The organism is Kitasatospora sp. NPDC041988 (genome assembly GCF_055588525.1).
Window position 1 is genome coordinate 7,798 of the sequence record NZ_JBVJCO010000041.1, and the last position, 17,771, is coordinate 25,568.

Below are 17,771 nucleotides of genomic sequence, written 5' to 3' on the forward strand. Positions count from 1 at the left end.
GCCGCCGCGCAGCCGGTGCCGGCCGCCGTGGCCGTGGAGCCGGTGGCGGTTGTGGGTGGTGGTTCGGAGGAGTTGCTGGGGCGGACGGTCGAGTACTTGAAGGACCGTTTGTCGCAGGTGTTCCGGATTCCGAAGGGGCGGATCGACGCTGCTGCGGAGTTGGGTGAGTACGGGATCGAGTCGATCCAGATCATGGAGTTGATGCGGCTTCTGGGGAAGGACTTCGAGTCGATCCCGGGGACGTTGTTCTTCGAGTACCGGACGATCGACGAGTTGGCGGGGTACTTCTCGGAGAACCAGGCGGAGCGCCTGCGCGAGCTGCTGGGCCTCGGGGAGTCCGCTGCCGTGACCCCGGCCGTGTTGGTGGCCGCCGCGCAGCCGGTGCCGGCCGCCGTGGCCGTGGAGCCGGTGGCGGTTGTGGGTGGTGGTTCGGAGGAGTTGCTGGGGCGGACGGTCGAGTATTTGAAGGACCGTTTGTCGCAGGTGTTCCGGATTCCGAAGGGGCGGATCGACGCTGCTGCGGAGTTGGGTGAGTACGGGATCGAGTCGATCCAGATCATGGAGTTGATGCGGCTTCTGGGGAAGGACTTCGAGTCGATCCCGGGGACGTTGTTCTTCGAGTACCGGACGATCGACGAGTTGGCGGGGTACTTCTCGGAGAACCAGGCGGAGCGCCTGCGCGAGCTGCTGGACATCGGGCAGACCGCCGCCGAGGCCCCGGCCACCCCCGTCCAGCCGCTCCGGACCCAGCCGGCCCCGGCCGTGACCGCCGCCCCGGCGGCCACCGCCGTGCCGGCCGTGCAGGAGCGCCCGCAGGCCGTCGGACGGTCGCGCGACGTGGCGATCATCGGCGTCAGCGGCCGCTACCCGAAGGCCTGGGACCTCGACGAGTTCTGGAAGGTCCTGGAGCGCGGCGAGGACTGCATCGAGGAGATCCCGGCGCACCGCTGGGACAAGGACGAGCACTACGCCGCCGAGAAGACGCCCGGCAAGAGCAGCAGCAAGTGGGGCGGCTTCATCGACGGCGCCGAGAACTTCGACGCCCTGTTCTTCAACATGTCCCCGAACCAGGCCGCGCTGACCGACCCGCAGAGCCGCCTGTTCCTCCAGTCCGCCTGGGAGGCGATGGAGGACGCCGGGTACACGCGCAAGACCCTGAGCCCCGACAAGGCCCGCAAGGTCGGCGTCTACCTCGGCATGATGTGGAACGAGTACCAGCTGCTCAGCGGCCAGGAGGTGGTCCTCTCCGACCGTGCCGCGGCGTCCAACGCCGTCTCCTACTTCTTCAACCTGCACGGCCAGAGCCTGACCGTCGACACCGCGTGCTCGTCCTCGCTCTACGCGATCGCCATGGCGGTCGAGAGCATCCGCAACGGCAGCGCCTCGCTGGCGTTCGCCGGTGGGGCCAACCTCTCGCTGCACCCCAACAAGTACGTGTCGCTGAGCCAGATGAACTTCTTCGCCAAGGACGGGCGCTGCCGCTCGTTCGGCGACGGCGGCACCGGCTACGTGCCCGGCGAGGGCGTGGGCTGCGTCCTGCTCAAGCCGCTCGACCAGGCCGTCGCCGACGGCGACCACATCCACGGTGTCATCCGCGGCGTCGCCACCGTCCACGGCGGCAAGACCAACGGGATGACGGTGCCCAACCCGCTGGCCCAGGCGGAGATGGTCACGGCCGCCCTGGCCGACGCCGGCCTCTCGGCGGAGGACATCAGCTACATCGAGGGCCACGGGACGGGCACCTCGCTCGGCGACCCGATCGAGATCACCGGTCTGACCCGGGCCTTCCGCAAGCACACCGCGAAGAAGCAGTACTGCCCGATCGGGTCGGTCAAGTCGAACATCGGCCACCTGGAGGGCGCGGCCGGCGTCGTCGCCGTCACCAAGGTGCTGCTGCAGATGCGGCACGGGATGCTCGCGCCGTCCCTGCACTCCGAGAAGCTGAACCCCTACATCGACTTCTCGAACACGCCGTTCTACGTCCAGCAGGAGCTGGAGCCGTGGACCCGCCCCACGCGGACGGTCGACGGCGTGACGCACGAGCTGCCCCGGATCGCCGGTGTCTCCTCCTTCGGTGCCCACGGGGCCATCGCCCACGTGATCATCGAGGAGTACATCCCCGCGGAGGAGCCGCGCCCGCGCGCCGGCCGCACCGCGCAGCCGCAGATCGTCGCCCTGTCGGCGAAGGACGGAGACCGCCTGCGGGAGAAGGCCCGGGCACTCCTGACGTGGCTGTCGGAGCAGGGCCGCGACGCCGCCCTGCCGGACATCGCGTACACGCTCCAGGTCGGCCGGGAGGCCATGGAGGAACGGCTCGCCCTCGTGGTCGACGGCCACGACGCGCTGAGCGAGAAGCTCCGGGCCTTCCTCGACGGCGGGCAGGACGTCGAGGGCGTCTTCCACGCCGGCGTGCGGCAGCACAAGGACACCGTCGCCCTCCTGGAGGCCGACGAGGAGATGCAGGAGGTGGTGGCGCGGTGGCTGGAGCGCGGCCGGGGCGAGAAGCTCGCCGAGCTCTGGGTCAAGGGCCTGGCCCTCGACTGGGACGCCCTCGCCCGTGGCGCCGAGGTGCGCCGCATCCCGCTGCCGGCGTACCCGTTCGCGCAGGAGCGGCACTGGCTGGACGCGCCCAGGCCGCTGTCCCTCGGCCGGGCACCGGTCGAGCCGGTCACGGCTGAGCCGGCCGCCGTCGCGTCGGTCGCCGCCGTGCCGGTGGTTGCCGCGCCGGCCGTCTCCGCCCCGGTCGTTGCCGCGCCGGCCCCCGGGGCCGGGGAGCAGATCCGGCCGCTGGCCTTCGTGGAGGGCTGGGAGCCGCAGGCCCTGGACGGGGCGGCGGCGCGCAAGCCCGGCGGGATCGTCTTCCTCTGCACCGGGGCGGAGCGCCAGGCCGAGATCGCCCGGGCCGTTCGGGCGCTCGACCCCGCCCTGCCGGTGGCCTTCGTCGGCTTCGGCGACGCCTACCGCAAGCTCTCCCCGGACTCCTACGACGTCCGGCGCGGTGAGCCCCAGGACTACCGCGAGGCGTTCCGCGACCTCGCGGCGAACCGGACCGGTATCGACGCGGTCGTCAACCTCCGGGCGCTGGAGCCCGGTTCGGACCCGGAGGACTTCGGCGACGTCGTCCTGACCCTCCAGGCCGTGGCCGCGGCCAAGCTCCCCGCGCGGCGCCTCGTCCTCGCGGGGGAGTACCGCGACGGCGTCGAGCGTGCGCTGCTGGAGGCGAACCTCGGCTTCGAGCGCTCGCTGGGCCTCGTGATGCCGCAGCTGTCCGTCGTGGCCGTGCTCCAGGACGCCGCCGACCCGCAGCGGCCCGCCACCGCGGCCGCGTGGACGGAGCGGCTGCTCGCCGAACTCCGCACCGAGAAGGCCGTCAGCGCGCTCTACCGCGCGGGCGGACGGTTCGTCAGCCGGGTCCGGCCGGCCGCCCTCGCCGAGCGCCCCGGCGCCCTGCGGCGCGGCGGCACCTACCTGGTCACCGGCGGGGCCGGCGGCCTCGGCATGATCGTGGCCCGGCACCTCGCCGAGAACTACGGGGCGAACCTCGTGCTGACCGGCCGCTCCACGCTGGACGCGGCGCGGCAGGAGAAGCTCGACGGCCTGACCGCCGCCGGGGCCCGGGCCGTGTACGTGCAGGCGGACGTGGCCGACGCGCAGGACATGAAGCGCGTCGTGGCGCAGGCCCGCGAGCGCTTCGGACCGCTGAACGGCGTCGTCCACGCGGCCGGCGTCCAGGGCGAGGGCAGCGTCCTGCAGAAGGAGCTGAGCTCCTTCGAAGGGATCCTGGAGCCCAAGATCCGCGGCACGCTGGCGCTGGACGAGGCGCTGGCGGGCGAGAACGTCGACTTCGTCTGCTACTTCTCCTCGACCTCGGCCGTCATCGGTGACTTCGGCACCTGCGACTACGCGGTCGGCAACCGCTTCCAGATGGCCTACGCCGCCCACCGCGACGCGCGGGTGAAGGCCGGGCAGCTCTCCGGCCGGACGGTGGTCGTCAACTGGCCGCTGTGGCGCGAGGGAGGGATGGGCTTCGACCAGGACACCACCACGATGCTCCTGCGGTCGAGCGGCCAGGACTTCCTGGAGACGCGGGACGGCATCGCGCTGTTCGAGCAGCTGCTGGCCCAGGACGCCTCCCAGCACATGATCCTGGTGGGCAGGCCGAGCCGGGTGGTGCGCTTCCTCGGCCTGACGCAGCGGCAGCCGGCGGCCTCCCCGACCCGGCCGGCCGTCCCGGCCGCGCCGGCGGTGAGCCCCGAGGAGAGCCTGGACCGGGACCTCAGGGAGATCATCAGCGGGGCCGTCAACATCGCCCTCGACAAGATCTACGAGGACGACAACCTCTCCGACTACGGCTTCGACTCGGTCAGCCTGGCCGAGCTGGCGGCCCGGCTCGGCGCGCACTACGGCGTCGAGGTCTCGCCCTCGCTCTTCTACAGCCACTCCACGCTGCGCAAGCTCAGGGGCTGGTTCGCGGCCGAGCACAAGGACGTCCTCGCGGCGCTCCACGGCGGCGGCGCGGACGACGCCCCGCCCGTCGTCGAGGTGGCCGAGCCCGACTGGTTCCGGGACGCGCTGGACGCGGCCGCACCCGAGCCCACCCCGGCCCGGTCCGCCGACACCACCGCCACCGACGGGGCCGTCGAGGCCATCGCCGCCGTCGAGGCCGCGACGGCCGGGCAGCGGACGGCCGGCACCCTGCCGGAGCCCGCGGCCCGGGCACCGTTCGGCACGGGCGGGGACGACGACGCCATCGCCGTCATCGGCATGAGCGGCCGCTTCCCCGGCGCGGACGACGTCGACCAGCTCTGGTCCGTCCTCGCCGAGGGCCGCGACACCGTGACCCCGGTCGGCCGCGAGCGGCTCGCCCTCTGGGGCGAGCCCGAGGACAGCCCGTTCGCCGCCTTCCGGGTCGGCCAGCTGTCCGGGCCGGACGAGTTCGACCCGCTCTTCTTCGAGCTCTCCCCCAAGGAGGCGCAGAGCCTCGACCCGCGCCAGCGGCTGCTCCTCCAGGAGTCGTGGCGGGCGCTGGAGGACGCGGGCTGGAAGCCGGCGGCCACCCGCAGGGTCGGCATGTTCGTGGGCGTCGAGCAGGGCGACTACGGCGACCTCGCCCGCGGCACCGGCAGCATCACCGCCAACCACGACGGCATCCTCGCCGCACGGCTCTCCTACTTCCTGGACCTCAACGGCCCGGTGATGGCCCTCAACACGGCCTGCTCCTCCGGGCTCGTGGCGGCTCACCAGGCATGCGCGAGCATCCGCAACGGAGAGTGCGAGACCGCCCTCGCCGCCGGGGTCAGCCTGATCACGACCCCGCAGCTGCTGGGCGGCACCCAGCAGGCCGGCATGCTCTCCGAGGACGGCGTCTGCTACGCGTTCGACAAGCGCGCCAACGGCATGGTGCTCAGCGAGGCCGTCGCCGTCGTCGTCCTGAAGAAGCTCTCCGCGGCCGTCGCCGACGGGGACCGGATCCACGCCGTCATCCGCGCCAGCGGCATCAACTACGACGGCCGGTCGAACGGCATCACCGCCCCCAACGGCGACGCCCAGACCGAGCTGCTGCGCTCCACCTACCGGCAGTACGGGGTCGACCCGGCGGACATCGAGTACGTGGTCGCGCACGGGACGGGCACCCGGCTCGGGGACCCGGTCGAGATCAACGCGCTCAACGACGCCTTCAAGGGCTTCACCGACAAGCAGCAGTACTGCGCCCTGACCTCGGTCAAGTCGAACGTCGGGCACACGCTCGCGGCCTCCGGCCTCGTCAGCCTCATCGGGCTCGTCCAGGCCATGCGCCACGAGACGATCCCGGCGAGCCTGCACTGCGAGCAGGAGAGCGAGTACATCGCCTGGAAGGACAGCCCGTTCTTCGTCAACAAGGCGAACCGGGCATGGCCCGAGCGCGCCGGGCGCAGGCGCGTCGCGGCCGTCAGCTCGTTCGGGATGAGCGGGACCAACGCACACATGGTTGTGGAGAGTTATCCGGTGCAGAACGAGGACGAGGCCGCGACGATGCCCGCCCACCTCCTGGCCCTGTCGGCCAAGTCCGAGGAGTCGCTGCGGCAGCGGGTCGCCGACCTGATCGACTTCCTGGAGGACGCCACCCGCCCGCAGGGCCTGCGCGAGGTCGGCGCGACCCTGCTCGACGGCCGGCCGCACTTCCCGCACCGCTGCGCCGTGGTGGCCCGCGACGCCGCCGAGGCCGTGCGCCTGCTGCGGCAGTGGGCCCGGGACGGGCAGGCGCCGGACGTCTTCACCGCGCGGGTGCCCAAGGGCTTCGCGCCGAAGGACGAGGTGCGCGAGGCCGGCAACCGGCTGCTGGAGCAGGCGGCCCTGCTGCACCACGACGCCGCGCTCCACACGGACGCGCTGCGCGCCGTCGCCAAGGCCTACTGCCAGGGGAACGACCTCGAATGGCTGCGGCTGTTCGGCGGCCGCCGCCCGGCCCCGGTCTCGCTGCCCGGCTACCCCTTCGCCAGGAAGCAGCTGTGGCAGGACGTCGCGCGGCAGGCGGTGGGCGCGCCGGGCGCGGCCGGCCACCCGCTGCTGCGGGGCGCCGCGGAGCCCGGCCGGCCGGCCGGCGTGACCCTCACCGGCCGGGAGTTCTTCCTGCGCGACCACGTCGTGGCCGGGGAGAAGGTCCTCCCCGGGGTGGCCCACCTGGAGCTGGCCCGGGCCGCCCACGCCGCCGACCGGGCGGAGCAGGGCGGGCAGGCGGGCGGCGTCTCGATCCGGGACGTCGTCTGGATGCGGCCGGTCAAGGTCGGTGACACCCCGTCGGACGTGCGGGTCGAGCTCGAACCGGACGCCGCGGGCGTGCGCTACCGCATCCTCGCCCCGGTCGCCGGCGCGCAGCCGGCCGTGCACAGCCAGGGCCGCATCGTCGTCGCCGACACCCCGCGCCCGGCCCCGCTGGACCTGGCCCGGCTGCGGGCCGAGTGCGGCTCCTTCGAGATCGCCGCCGCCGAGGCCTACGCCTCGTACCGGCGCAAGGGGATCGCGTACGGGCCGGCCTTCCAGGGCCTGGTGCGGATCTTCGTCGGTGAGGGGCAGGCGCTCGCCGAGCTGGCGCTGCCGCAGGAGGCGGAGCACGGCCTCGACCGCTTCGTGCTGCACCCCAGCCTGCTCGACGCCGCACTGCAGGCCTCCGTGGGCCTGCTGGACGCCACCGACGGCGCCCACCTGCCCTACGCGCTGGAGGAGTTGGAGATCCTCGGCCCCTGCGCGCCGACCATGTGGGCGTGGCTGCGGCGCAGCGGGCGGGCGGCCGCGCAGGGCGGCGACAAGCTCGACATCGACCTGTGCGACGCGCAGGGCAACGTGAGCGTGCGAATCAGGGCGTTCAGCACCCGCCCGGTCAAGCGCGGCGCTCCGGCGCTGCCCGCCGCGGCCCCGGCCGCGGGGCGGCCGACCCTGCTGAAGCCGGGCTGGGAGCAGGCGCAGCCGCCGTTCCCGCCCGCCGCGCAGCGCGGCCCGGGCGGGCGGATCCTGCTCGTCGGCGACCAGCCGGACGCGCTGGGCTCGGTCCTCACCGGGCACGAGGGCGTCGAGGTCCTGCTGCTGCGGGCCGGCGACACCGTCGACGGCCTCCGGGCCCGGCTGGCGCGCGGCGGCGCGGTCTACGACCACGTGGTCTGGGTGGCCGGCGGCGGCGCGCCGGTGGGGCCGGAGAGCGACGCCCTGGTCGAGCGGCAGGAGGAGGGCGCGTACGCCGGCTTCCGGCTGGCCAAGGCGCTGCTCGCGCTCGGCTACGAGAAGCGGGCCCTGGAGTGGACCGCCGTGACCGTCCGCAGCCAGTTCGTCGGCGACGCCGACAAGGTCGACCCGACCCACGCCGGCGTCCACGGCCTGCTGGGCTCGCTGGCGAAGGAGAACCCGCGGTGGCGGGTGCGCCTCGCCGACGTCGAGGAGCTGCGCGAGTCCGTCCTGCGCGAGGCGCTCGACCTCCCGACCGAACCGGTGGCCGCCACCTGGGCGCACCGCGGCGGGCACTGGTACCGGCAGACCCTGGTGCCCGTGCCGGCCGACGAGGCCGTCCCCGACGACGCCACGGCGTACAAGCACGGCGGCGTCTACGTGGTCATCGGCGGCGCCGGCGGCCTCGGGGCGGCCTGGACCGAGCACGTCGTGCGCGACTACCGCGCGCAGGTGGTCTGGATCGGCCGCCGCCCCGAGGACGAGGCGATCCGGGCCCGGATCGCCGAGCTGGGCCGGCTGGGCCCCGCGCCCTGGTACCTCCAGGCCGACGCCACCGACCGGGAGTCCCTCGCGGCCGCCGTCGCCCGGGTCAAGGCGCGCTTCCCCCGGATCAACGGCGTCGTCCACTCCGCGATCGCCCTGCTCGACCAGAGCGTGGCGCGGATGAGCGAGGACCGCTTCCGGGCCGCCGTCCGCGCCAAGGTGGACGTCAGCGTCCGGATGGCCCAGGTCTTCGCCGGCGAGCCGCTGGACTTCGTGCTGTTCTTCTCCTCGCTCAACTCCTTCCAGCGCTCCGCCGGGCAGAGCAACTACGTCTGCGGCTGCGTCTTCAAGGACGCCTTCGCCCGGCTCCTCCAGCAGACCTGGCCCGCCACCGTGAAGGTGATGAACTGGGGCTACTGGGGCAGCGTCGGCGTCGTCGCCGCCGACGCCTACCAGCGGCGGATGGAGCTGGACGGCATCGGCTCCATCGAGCCCGCCGAGGGCATGGCGGCGCTGGACGTGCTGCTCTCCGGCCCGTTCGACCAGCTCGCCGTCGAGAAGACCACCACCCCGAAGCGGGCCGGGCAGCAGGCGGCCGGTGCCGCCGATGCGGTGCCGACCGCGGACGAGCGCCGGCTGCGGCGCATCCTCGCCGACTCCGGCAGCGCCCGGGGCTTCGACGACGAGCTGCTCTGCGAGCTCCTGTTCGCGCAGCTGCGGGCCGTGGGGCTGAAGACGGCGGGCGGCTCCGTCGCCGAGCTCCGGGCCGCCCTGAAGCCGGGCGGCGGCTACGACCGCTGGCTCGACGAGAGCCTGCGCATCCTGGCCGGCCACGGCTACCTGGAGTACGACGGACACGGCACCGGGCACTACACGCCGACCGCCAAGGCGCCGGCCGACGGTGACGCCGTGTGGCGGCGCTGGGAGGCGCTGCGCAGCGAGAGCAACGGCGCCAGCGCCTACGTCAACCTGCTGGACCCGGCGCTCCGCGCGCTCCCGGAGGTCATCACCGGCCGCCGGCCCGCGACCGACGTCATCTTCCCCGCCTCGTCCATGGCGCTGGTCGAGGGCGTCTACCGGCACTGCGACAGCGCCGACGCCCTCAACGAGATCATGGCGGACCAGGTGGCGGCCCGGGTCGCGGCCCTGCTCGACCGGGATCCGGCCCGCAAGGTCCGGATCTTCGAGATCGGCTCCGGCACCGGCGGCACCAGCGAGAAGGTGCTGCGCCGGCTCGCCCCGTACCGCGACGGCGTCGCCGAGTACCGCTACACCGACCTCTCCAGGTACTTCCTGCTCAAGGGGCAGAAGGAGTTCGGCGCCGAGCACCCCTACGTGCGGTTCGACCTCTTCGACGTGGAGCGCAGCCCCGCCGCCCAGGGGGTGACCGAGGGCGGCTACGACATCGTCCTCGCCACCAACGTCCTGCACGCCACCCGCGACGTGCGGGCGGCCGTCCGGCACGCCAAGGCGCTGCTGGGCGCGGACGGCGAGCTCCTCCTCAACGAGATGGCCGCGCGCACGCTGTTCCTGCACCTGACCTTCGGTCTGCTCGACGGCTGGTGGCTCTACCAGGACGCCGAGCTGCGGATCGAGGGCTGCCCCGGCCTGGCGCCCGCGACCTGGCGGACGGTGCTGGAGGAGGAGGGGTTCGGGCCCGTCGCCTTCCCGGCCGCCGCGGTGCACGACGCGGGGCACCAGATCGTCGTGGCCCGGGCCGGTGCCGCCGCCGTCCCCACCGTCGTGGCCGCCGTCGTGGCCGGGCCGACCGCCGGGCCCAGCGTGGTGGCCGCGCCCGTGGCGGTCGCGAGCGAGGGCGAGGTGCGGGCGCAGGTGCAGCGCACGATCGTCACGCAGATCCAGACCTCCCTCGGGCTGGCCGCGAGCGAGATCCACGAGGAGGACGCGTTCGCCGACTACGGCGTGGACTCCATCCTCGGCGTGCAGCTGATCCAGGACCTCAACGAGGTGCTGGGCGGCGTGCTGGTGACCACCGACCTCTTCGACCACAGCTCGGTGCGCCAGTTGGCGGCGTACGTGGCCGACACCTTCCCGGAGCAGGCGCGGGCGCTGGCGGCCCCGGTCGCGGCTCCGGCTGTCGTCACGGTCGCGGCCCCGGTGGCGGCCCCGGCCGTGGTTCCGGCCGCGGCCCGGGAGGCCGGTGCCTTCGACGGCGCGGCCGCCGAGGCGCGCGTCCGGGAGGCGATCGTCACGCAGATCGAGCAGTCCCTCGGCCTGGACCGCCGGGAGATCTCCGAGGAGGACGCGTTCGCCGACTACGGCGTCGACTCCATCCTCGGGGTCGGGCTGACGCAGGATCTGAACGCCGCCCTCGGCATCACGCTGGCGGCCACCGACCTGTTCGACCACAGCTCGGTACGGGCGCTGGCGCGCTACGTGGTGGAGTACCACCGCGACGAGCTGGCCGCCGCCTTCGTCGCGGCGCCCGTGCCCGCGTCCGCCGCGCCGACTGTCGCGGCCCCGGCCGTCGCCGTTCCCGCCGTCGCCGTTCCTGCCGTCGCCGCCCCGGCGCCGGTCGTTGCCACCGCAGTCCTCCCCGCGCCGGAAGCCCCCGCGGCCGTCGCGCCCGCCACGGCAGCGGACCCGTCCACCGAGCCGATCGCGATCATCGGTCTGAGCGGAAAGTTCGGCACCGCGAAGGACGTCCACCAGCTCTGGCAGCACCTCGCCGAGGGCCGCAGCCTGGTCGGCGAGATCGACCGCTGGGACCTCTCGACCTACGTGTCCCCGGGCGCCGGCCACCCCCGGTACGCCTCGCTCATGGACGACATCGACCTCTTCGACCCGATGTTCTTCCAGATATCCGGCCTTGAGGCCACCTACATGGACCCCCAGCAGCGCCTCACGCTGGAGGAGTCCTGGAAGGCGCTGGAGGACGCCGGCTACGCCGGCGAGGCGGTCCGCGGCCGGGCCTGCGGCGTCTACATCGGCACCCAGGTCAGCGACTACCTGACCGCGCCCGCCGAGGACGCCCCGGCCCAGGCCATGTGGGGCAACGCCGAGGCGATCATCCCGGCGCGGATCTCCTACTACCTCGACCTCCAGGGCCCGGCCATCGCCGTCGACACGGCGTGCTCCGGCTCGCTGGTGGCCATCCACCTCGCGTGCCAGGCGCTGCGCGCCGGTGAGGTGGAGCTGGCGCTGGCCGGCGGGGTCTCGGTGCAGTGCGCACCCGACTACTACCTGGCGGCCCACAAGGCCGGCATGCTCTCCGACACGGGGCAGTGCCACACCTTCGACGAGCGGGCGGACGGCTTCGTCCCCGGCGAGGGCGTCGGCATGGTCGTGCTCAAGCGCCTGCGGGACGCCCTCGCCGACGGCGACCACATCCACGGTGTGGTGCGCGCCTCCGGCCTGAACCAGGACGGCACCTCCAATGGCATCACCGCCCCGAGCGCCAAGTCGCAGGAGCGGCTGGAGCGTACGGTCTACGACACCTTCGGGATCGACCCGGCCGACATCCGGCTGGTCGAGGCCCACGGCACCGGTACCAAGCTCGGCGACCCGATCGAGTTCCAGGCGCTGAGCCGGGCGTTCCGCCACTACACCGACAAGCAGGAGTACTGCGCGATCGGCTCGGTGAAGACCAACATCGGGCACGCGGCACCGGCCTCCGGGGTCGCCGGCCTCGCCAAGATCCTGCTCGCCATGCACCACCGCGAGCTGCCGCGCTCCCTCCACTTCGAGCAGGGCAACGCCCACATCGCCTTCCGGGGCAGCCCGTTCTACGTGAACACCGTCCACCGAGACTGGACGGCCGAGCCGGGCCGCCCGCGGCTGGCCGCGCTCAGCTCGTTCGGTTTCAGCGGCACCAACGCCCACCTGGTGATCGAGGAGGCCCCCGAGCGGCAGCGCACCGCCCCGGCCGCCGCCGGCCAGCTGGTGGTGCTCTCCGCGCTCTCGCGCGACCAACTGCGCACCCAGGGCGCGCAGTTGCTGGACCACCTGGACAAGAACCCGGGCATCGAGCTGGGTGACATCGCCCTGACCCTGCTCCTGGGCCGCCGGCACTGCCCGGTCCGCCTGGCCTGCGTCGCCCGGGACACCGCCGAGCTGGCGGCGCGACTGCGCGAGTGGCTCGCGGACGGCCGCGAGGAGCACGTGCGCGTCGCCGACCTCGCGGACCACGCGCCTCGCCCGCAGACCTCCCTGGAGCAGTTCGGCAACAGCTGCATCCGCCAGTGCGCCGAGGGCGCGGCCGGGACGGCCCGGACGGAGCAGCTGGAGGCCGTGCGCGACCTGTACCTCCAGGGCTACGAGCTGGAGTACGCGCGGCTCTTCGCCACCGGCGCGCACCTGCGTGTCCCGCTGCCGACCTACCCCTTCCTGCGGCAGCGCTACTGGCTGCCCGAGGAGGCCCGGACGCAGCGCCCGGCCCTGCCCGCCGCCCCCGTGGCCGCGGCCCTGCCCGCCGGGCGCGCCGCCGGCCCGGAGGACGCCGACCACCTGTCGCTGGCGCCGCTCTGGGTCCGCGAGCCGGCCCCCGAGCCGGCCACCGGCCCGGCCCTGGACGGCAACGTCGTGGTCGTCGGGGGAGACGCCGCGGAGCGCGCCGCCATCGCCGCCCGCTGCGCCGCACCGCACTTCCTCACCGCCGGCGACACGCAGAGCGTCGAGGCGCTCACCGCGGCGCTGCAGCGCGTCGGCACCGTCCGGCACCTGGTCTGGATCTCGCCGGCCGACGACAGCGCCGAGGCCACCGCGCTGCTGCGGCGCACCGACGCCGGGGTGGTCACGTTCTTCCGCCTGACCAAGGCCCTGTTCGCGCTGGGCTACGGCGGCGAGGAGCTCGGCTGGACGGTGGTGACCCGGCAGACCCAGTCCGTGCTCCGGGGCGAGACGGTCCACCCCGCCGACGCGGCCGTGCTCGGCCTGGCCGGCGTGATGGCCAAGGAGCTGCCCGACTGGGCCGTGAAGTCCTTCGACCTCGGCGCGACCGAGCCGGCCCCCGTGGCCTCCCTGCTCGGCGCTCCGGCGCGGACGGTGCGGGCGCTGCGGGGCGGGCAGTGGTTCCGCCGCAGCCTGGCCCGGGTGGAGCTCCCCGCTCCGGCCCGGACCCCGTACAAGGAGGGCGGCGTCTACGTCGTCCTCGGCGGGGCCGGTGGCATCGGCGAGCTCTGGAGCGAGGACGTCATCCGGCGCTTCGGCGCCCAGGTGGTCTGGATCGGCCGCCGGGAGAAGGACGACGCCATCCAGCAGAAGATCGACCGGCTGGCGGCCCTGGGCCGCGCGCCCTGGTACGTCCCGGCGGACGCGGCCGACCCGGAGTCGCTGCGGGCCGCGTACGCGAAGGTCAGGGAGCGGTTCGGCACCGTCCACGGCGTGGTCCAGTCGGTCTTCGGCCTGGTGGACCAGAGCCTGCCCAACACGAGCGAGGAGCAGTTCCGCCAGGGCCTGAGCGCCAAGGTCGACGCCACTGTGCGGATGGCGGAGGTGTTCGACGCCGAGGGGCTCGACTTCCTGCTGTACTTCTCCTCGATCGCGTCGATCAACCCGACCATGGGTTACTGCAGTTACGTGGCCGGCAATGCCTTCGAGGACGCCCTCGCCGACCGCCTGTCGGCGGAGCGCGGCCACGCCGTCAAGGTGGTCAACTGGGGCTACTGGGGCGCTGTCGGCAGCGGGCTCGACGTTCCGCAGCACGTCCGGGAGCGGATCTACCAGCAGGAGGGCCTGGGCGACATCGACCCGGCGCTCGCCATGGCCGCGGTCGAGCGGCTGCTGGCCGCCCCGCTCGGCCAGCTGGTCTACGTCAACACCCGCAAGCCGGAGCGGTTCGAGGCCTACGCGGACCACGAGTCCGTCCGGGTGCTGAGCCCGGCGGCCGCGCAGGCCGGCCCGCTCACTCCCGAACTCCCCTCGCGCCAGGGCGCGTTGCGGACGGTGGAGACGCAGGCGAAGGACAAGCTCCGGGAGCTGGACGCGCTGCTCGCCAAGCTGCTCTGGTGCGAGCTGCACGGCCGTGGCTGGTTCCCCGGCGGTGCCTTCGACGCGACCTCCTTCCAGCGGGCCAACGGGATCACCGGCAAGTACGACCGCTGGCTCCAGGAGACCCTCAAGATCTTCGTGCAGCAGGGCTGGCTCGTCGACACCGGCGCCGGCTACCGCGCCGGTGCCGGGAACCCGCTCGACCCGGCCGCCACCGCGGCCGAGTGGGAGCGCAACAAGCGGGCGTGGCTCGCCGACCCGGAGCTGCGGGCCTCGGTGGACCTGGTCGACAAGACCCTCCAGGCGCTGACCGGCATCCTCACCGGGGCGACCTCCGCGGTCGACGTCATCTTCCCCGGCTCCTCCCTGGACCTCGTGGAGGGCATCTACAAGCGGAACATGATCGCCGACTACTTCAACGACGTCGTCGGCGACTGCACCGTCGCCCTGGTCGAGCGCCGCCTCGCGGAGAACCCCGGCGCGAAGTTCCGCATCCTGGAGGTCGGCGCCGGCACCGGTGGCACCACCGCCACGATCATGCGCCAGCTGCGCCCGTACGCGGAGCACATCGGCGAGTACTGCTACACCGACCTCTCCCGGGCCTTCCTCATCCACGGCAGGCAGCAGTGGGGAGCGGAGAACCCGTTCCTGCGCTGCGAGCTCTACGACGCCGGCCGCCCGGTGGCGGAGCAGGGGTTCGAGGAGGGCGGGTACGACCTCGTCATCGCGACCAACGTGCTCCACGCGACCAAGGACATCCGCGTGTCGCTGCGCAACAGCAAGGCCCTGCTGCGGCCCGGCGGTGCCGTCGTCGTGAACGAGATCGACGGCTACACCGTGTTCGGCATGCTGACCTTCGCGCTCCTGGACGGCTGGTGGCTTTACGACGACCCGGAGCTGCGGGACGCCGGCGGCCCGGGGCTCGAACCCCGGATGTGGCAGTCCGTCCTGGAGTGGGAGGGCTTCGCGGCCGTCGAGTTCCCCGCGCGGGACGCGCACCCGCTCGGCCAGCAGGTCGTCGTCGCCTTCAGCGACGGCGTGATCCGCCAGGCCGACGGCGGCGAGCCGCCCGTCGTGGTCGCGCCACAGCCCGTCGCGTCGCAGCCGGTAGCGTCGCAGTCCGTCGCGCCGCAGCCGGTGCCGGCCGCCGCGCCGCAGCCCGTGCAGGCGGACCCGGCGGCGTTCAAGGACGCCGTGCGGACCTACCTCAGGGAGCTGGTCGCGCGGACCCTGCTCATCCCGGCGGAGTCCATCGACGCCCGGGAGGCGCTGTCGGCCTACGGCATCGACTCGATCCTCATCCTCCAGCTCCTCAACAACCTCAAGAAGGACCTGGGGGAGGTGAGCAGCACGCTGTTCTTCGAGTACCGCACGATCGAGGCGCTCACCGAGCACTTCGCCGGCCGTCAGGACGAGGCCCTGGAGCGGGCGGTCGGCCTCGCGCCGGCTGCCGCCCCCGCGGCTGCTCCCGCGCCGGCGGCCCCGGCCGCCACGCCGGTGCAGGCGGTCCAGGCTTCCACGCCGGTGCAGGCAGTGCCGGTGGTGCCGGTGGTGGCGGCCGAGCCGGTGCGCCCCGCGCCCGCCGCGGCGGCCCGTACCGGTGACATCGCGATCGTCGGGATGAGCGCCCGGTTCCCGCAGGCCGAGACGCTGGACGCGTTCTGGGAGAACCTGCGGTCCGGCCGGAACTCCGTCACCGAGATCCCCGCCGACCGGTGGCCCCTCGACGGGTTCTACGAGCCCGACAAGGAGAAGGCCGCCGCGGAGGGCAAGAGCTACAGCAAGTGGGGCGGATTCCTCGACGGCTTCGCCGAGTTCGACCCGCTGTTCTTCGAGATGACGCCCAACGAGGCCCTGGAGATCGACCCGCAGGAGCGTCTCTTCCTCCAGGAGACCTGGAAGGCCTTCGAGGACGCGGGCTACACGCGGGCGCGCATCGAGGAGGAGTTCGACGGCCGGGTCGGTGTCTTCGTGGGCATCACGCGCGCCGGGCACAACCTCTACGGGCCCGAGCGGTGGCGCCGCGGCGACACGGCCTACCCGTACACCTCCTTCGGGTCGGCGGCCAACCGCGTCTCGTTCAAGCTCAACCTGAACGGCCCGAGCATGCCCGTCGACACCCTGTGCTCGTCCTCGCTGACGGCGCTCCACGAGGCGTGCGAGCACCTGCTCCGCGGCGACTGCGAGCTGGCCGTGACCGGCGGGGTGAACCTCTACCTGCACCCGTCGAGCTACCTCAACCTGTGCAACCTCCAGATGCTCTCGGACGAGGAGAAGTGCCGCAGCTTCGGGCTCGGCGGCAACGGATTCGTCCCCGGCGAGGGCGTCGGCGCGATCGTCCTCAGGCGGCTGGAGGACGCCGAGCGGGACGGCGACCACATCCACGCCGTCATCCGCGGCACCGGCATCAACCACGGCGGGACGACCAACGGCTACACCGTGCCGAACCCGGTGGCGCAGGGCAAGGTCGTGCGCCAGGCGCTCGACCGGGCCGGCGTCGACGCGCGCACGATCAGCTACATCGAGGCCCACGGCACCGGGACGGCGCTGGGCGACCCGATCGAGATCAACGGCCTGACCAGGGCGTTCTCCGGCGACACCGGGGACGTCCAGTACTGCGCGATCGGCTCGGCCAAGAGCAACATCGGCCACGCCGAGGCCGCGGCCGGCATCGCGGGCGTGCTCAAGGTCGTGCTCCAGCTGCAGCACGGCGAGCTGGCTCCCAGCCTGCACGCCGAAGAGCTGAACCCGCACATCGACTTCGATTCCACGCCGTTCGTGGTCCAGCGGGAACAGGCGGAGTGGAAGCGCCCGGTCGTCACCCTGGACGGCGTCACCGCCGAGGTGCCGCGCCGGGCCGGTGTCTCCTCCTTCGGGGCGGGCGGCGCCAACGCCCATGTGGTGATCGAGGAGTACGTCCCGAAGGCGCCGGCCGCCGCGGGCGCTGCGGCCGGCGGGCCCGCCGTCGTCGTCCTCTCCGCCAAGGACGAGGAGCGGCTGCGGGAGCAGGCCGCCGCCCTGCTGCGCTGGCTGCCGACCGGGGAGCAGCGCGGGGTGTCCGTCACCGACGTCGCCCACACGCTGCAGGTCGGCCGCGAGGCCATGCCCGAGCGGCTGGGGACGGTCGTCGGCTCGCTCGGCGAACTGAGGGAGCGGCTGCAGGGCTTCCTGGACCGTCCGGAGCGGACCGAGGGGCTGCACCGTGGCCGGGTCAAGCGCCACGACCGGGCGCTCTCGGCGCTCACCGCCGACGAGGACATGGGCGCGATCCTCGAAGTCTGGATCGCCAAGGGGAAGTTCGCGAAGGTGCTCGACCTCTGGGTGAACGGCTTCGAGCTCGACTGGCGCAGCCTCCACCCGGGGCGAACGGCCCGGGTCGTCCCGCTGCCCACCTACCCCTTCGCCCGCGAGCGGTACTGGATCGCGGAGAAGCCGATCGACGGTCCCGGGACGGACGGACCCGAGAGCGACGGTCCCGGGGGCGGGGCCGGTGCGGCGCAGGCCGGTCTGCCGGACGCGCTGCTCGACGACGTCCTCGACAGCTACCTGAGCGACTCCCTCGGCATGGAAGCCGCCGCAGAGCACATCCGCCGGTCGTTCGACGACGCCGGCCGCACCACGGACAACGGGGGTCGCTGACC

Annotated in this window: 2 protein-coding genes; one reads left to right on the forward strand and one right to left on the reverse strand. The window is 73.5% G+C overall.

What is annotated here, in order from left to right:
* The coding region (locus tag ACZ6NC_RS31755; protein ID WP_465737322.1) for a hypothetical protein at nucleotides 1-194 on the reverse strand (194 nt) is incomplete at its 3' end.
* Here ACZ6NC_RS31755 and ACZ6NC_RS31760 point away from each other — a divergent pair.
* Nucleotides 118-17,769, forward strand: a complete 17,652-nt coding sequence (locus ACZ6NC_RS31760; RefSeq protein WP_465737321.1) for an SDR family NAD(P)-dependent oxidoreductase — start codon at nucleotides 118-120, stop codon at nucleotides 17,767-17,769. The two genes, ACZ6NC_RS31755 and ACZ6NC_RS31760, sit on opposite strands and share 77 nt — an antisense overlap.
* Nucleotides 17,770-17,771: the final 2 nt, after the last annotated feature.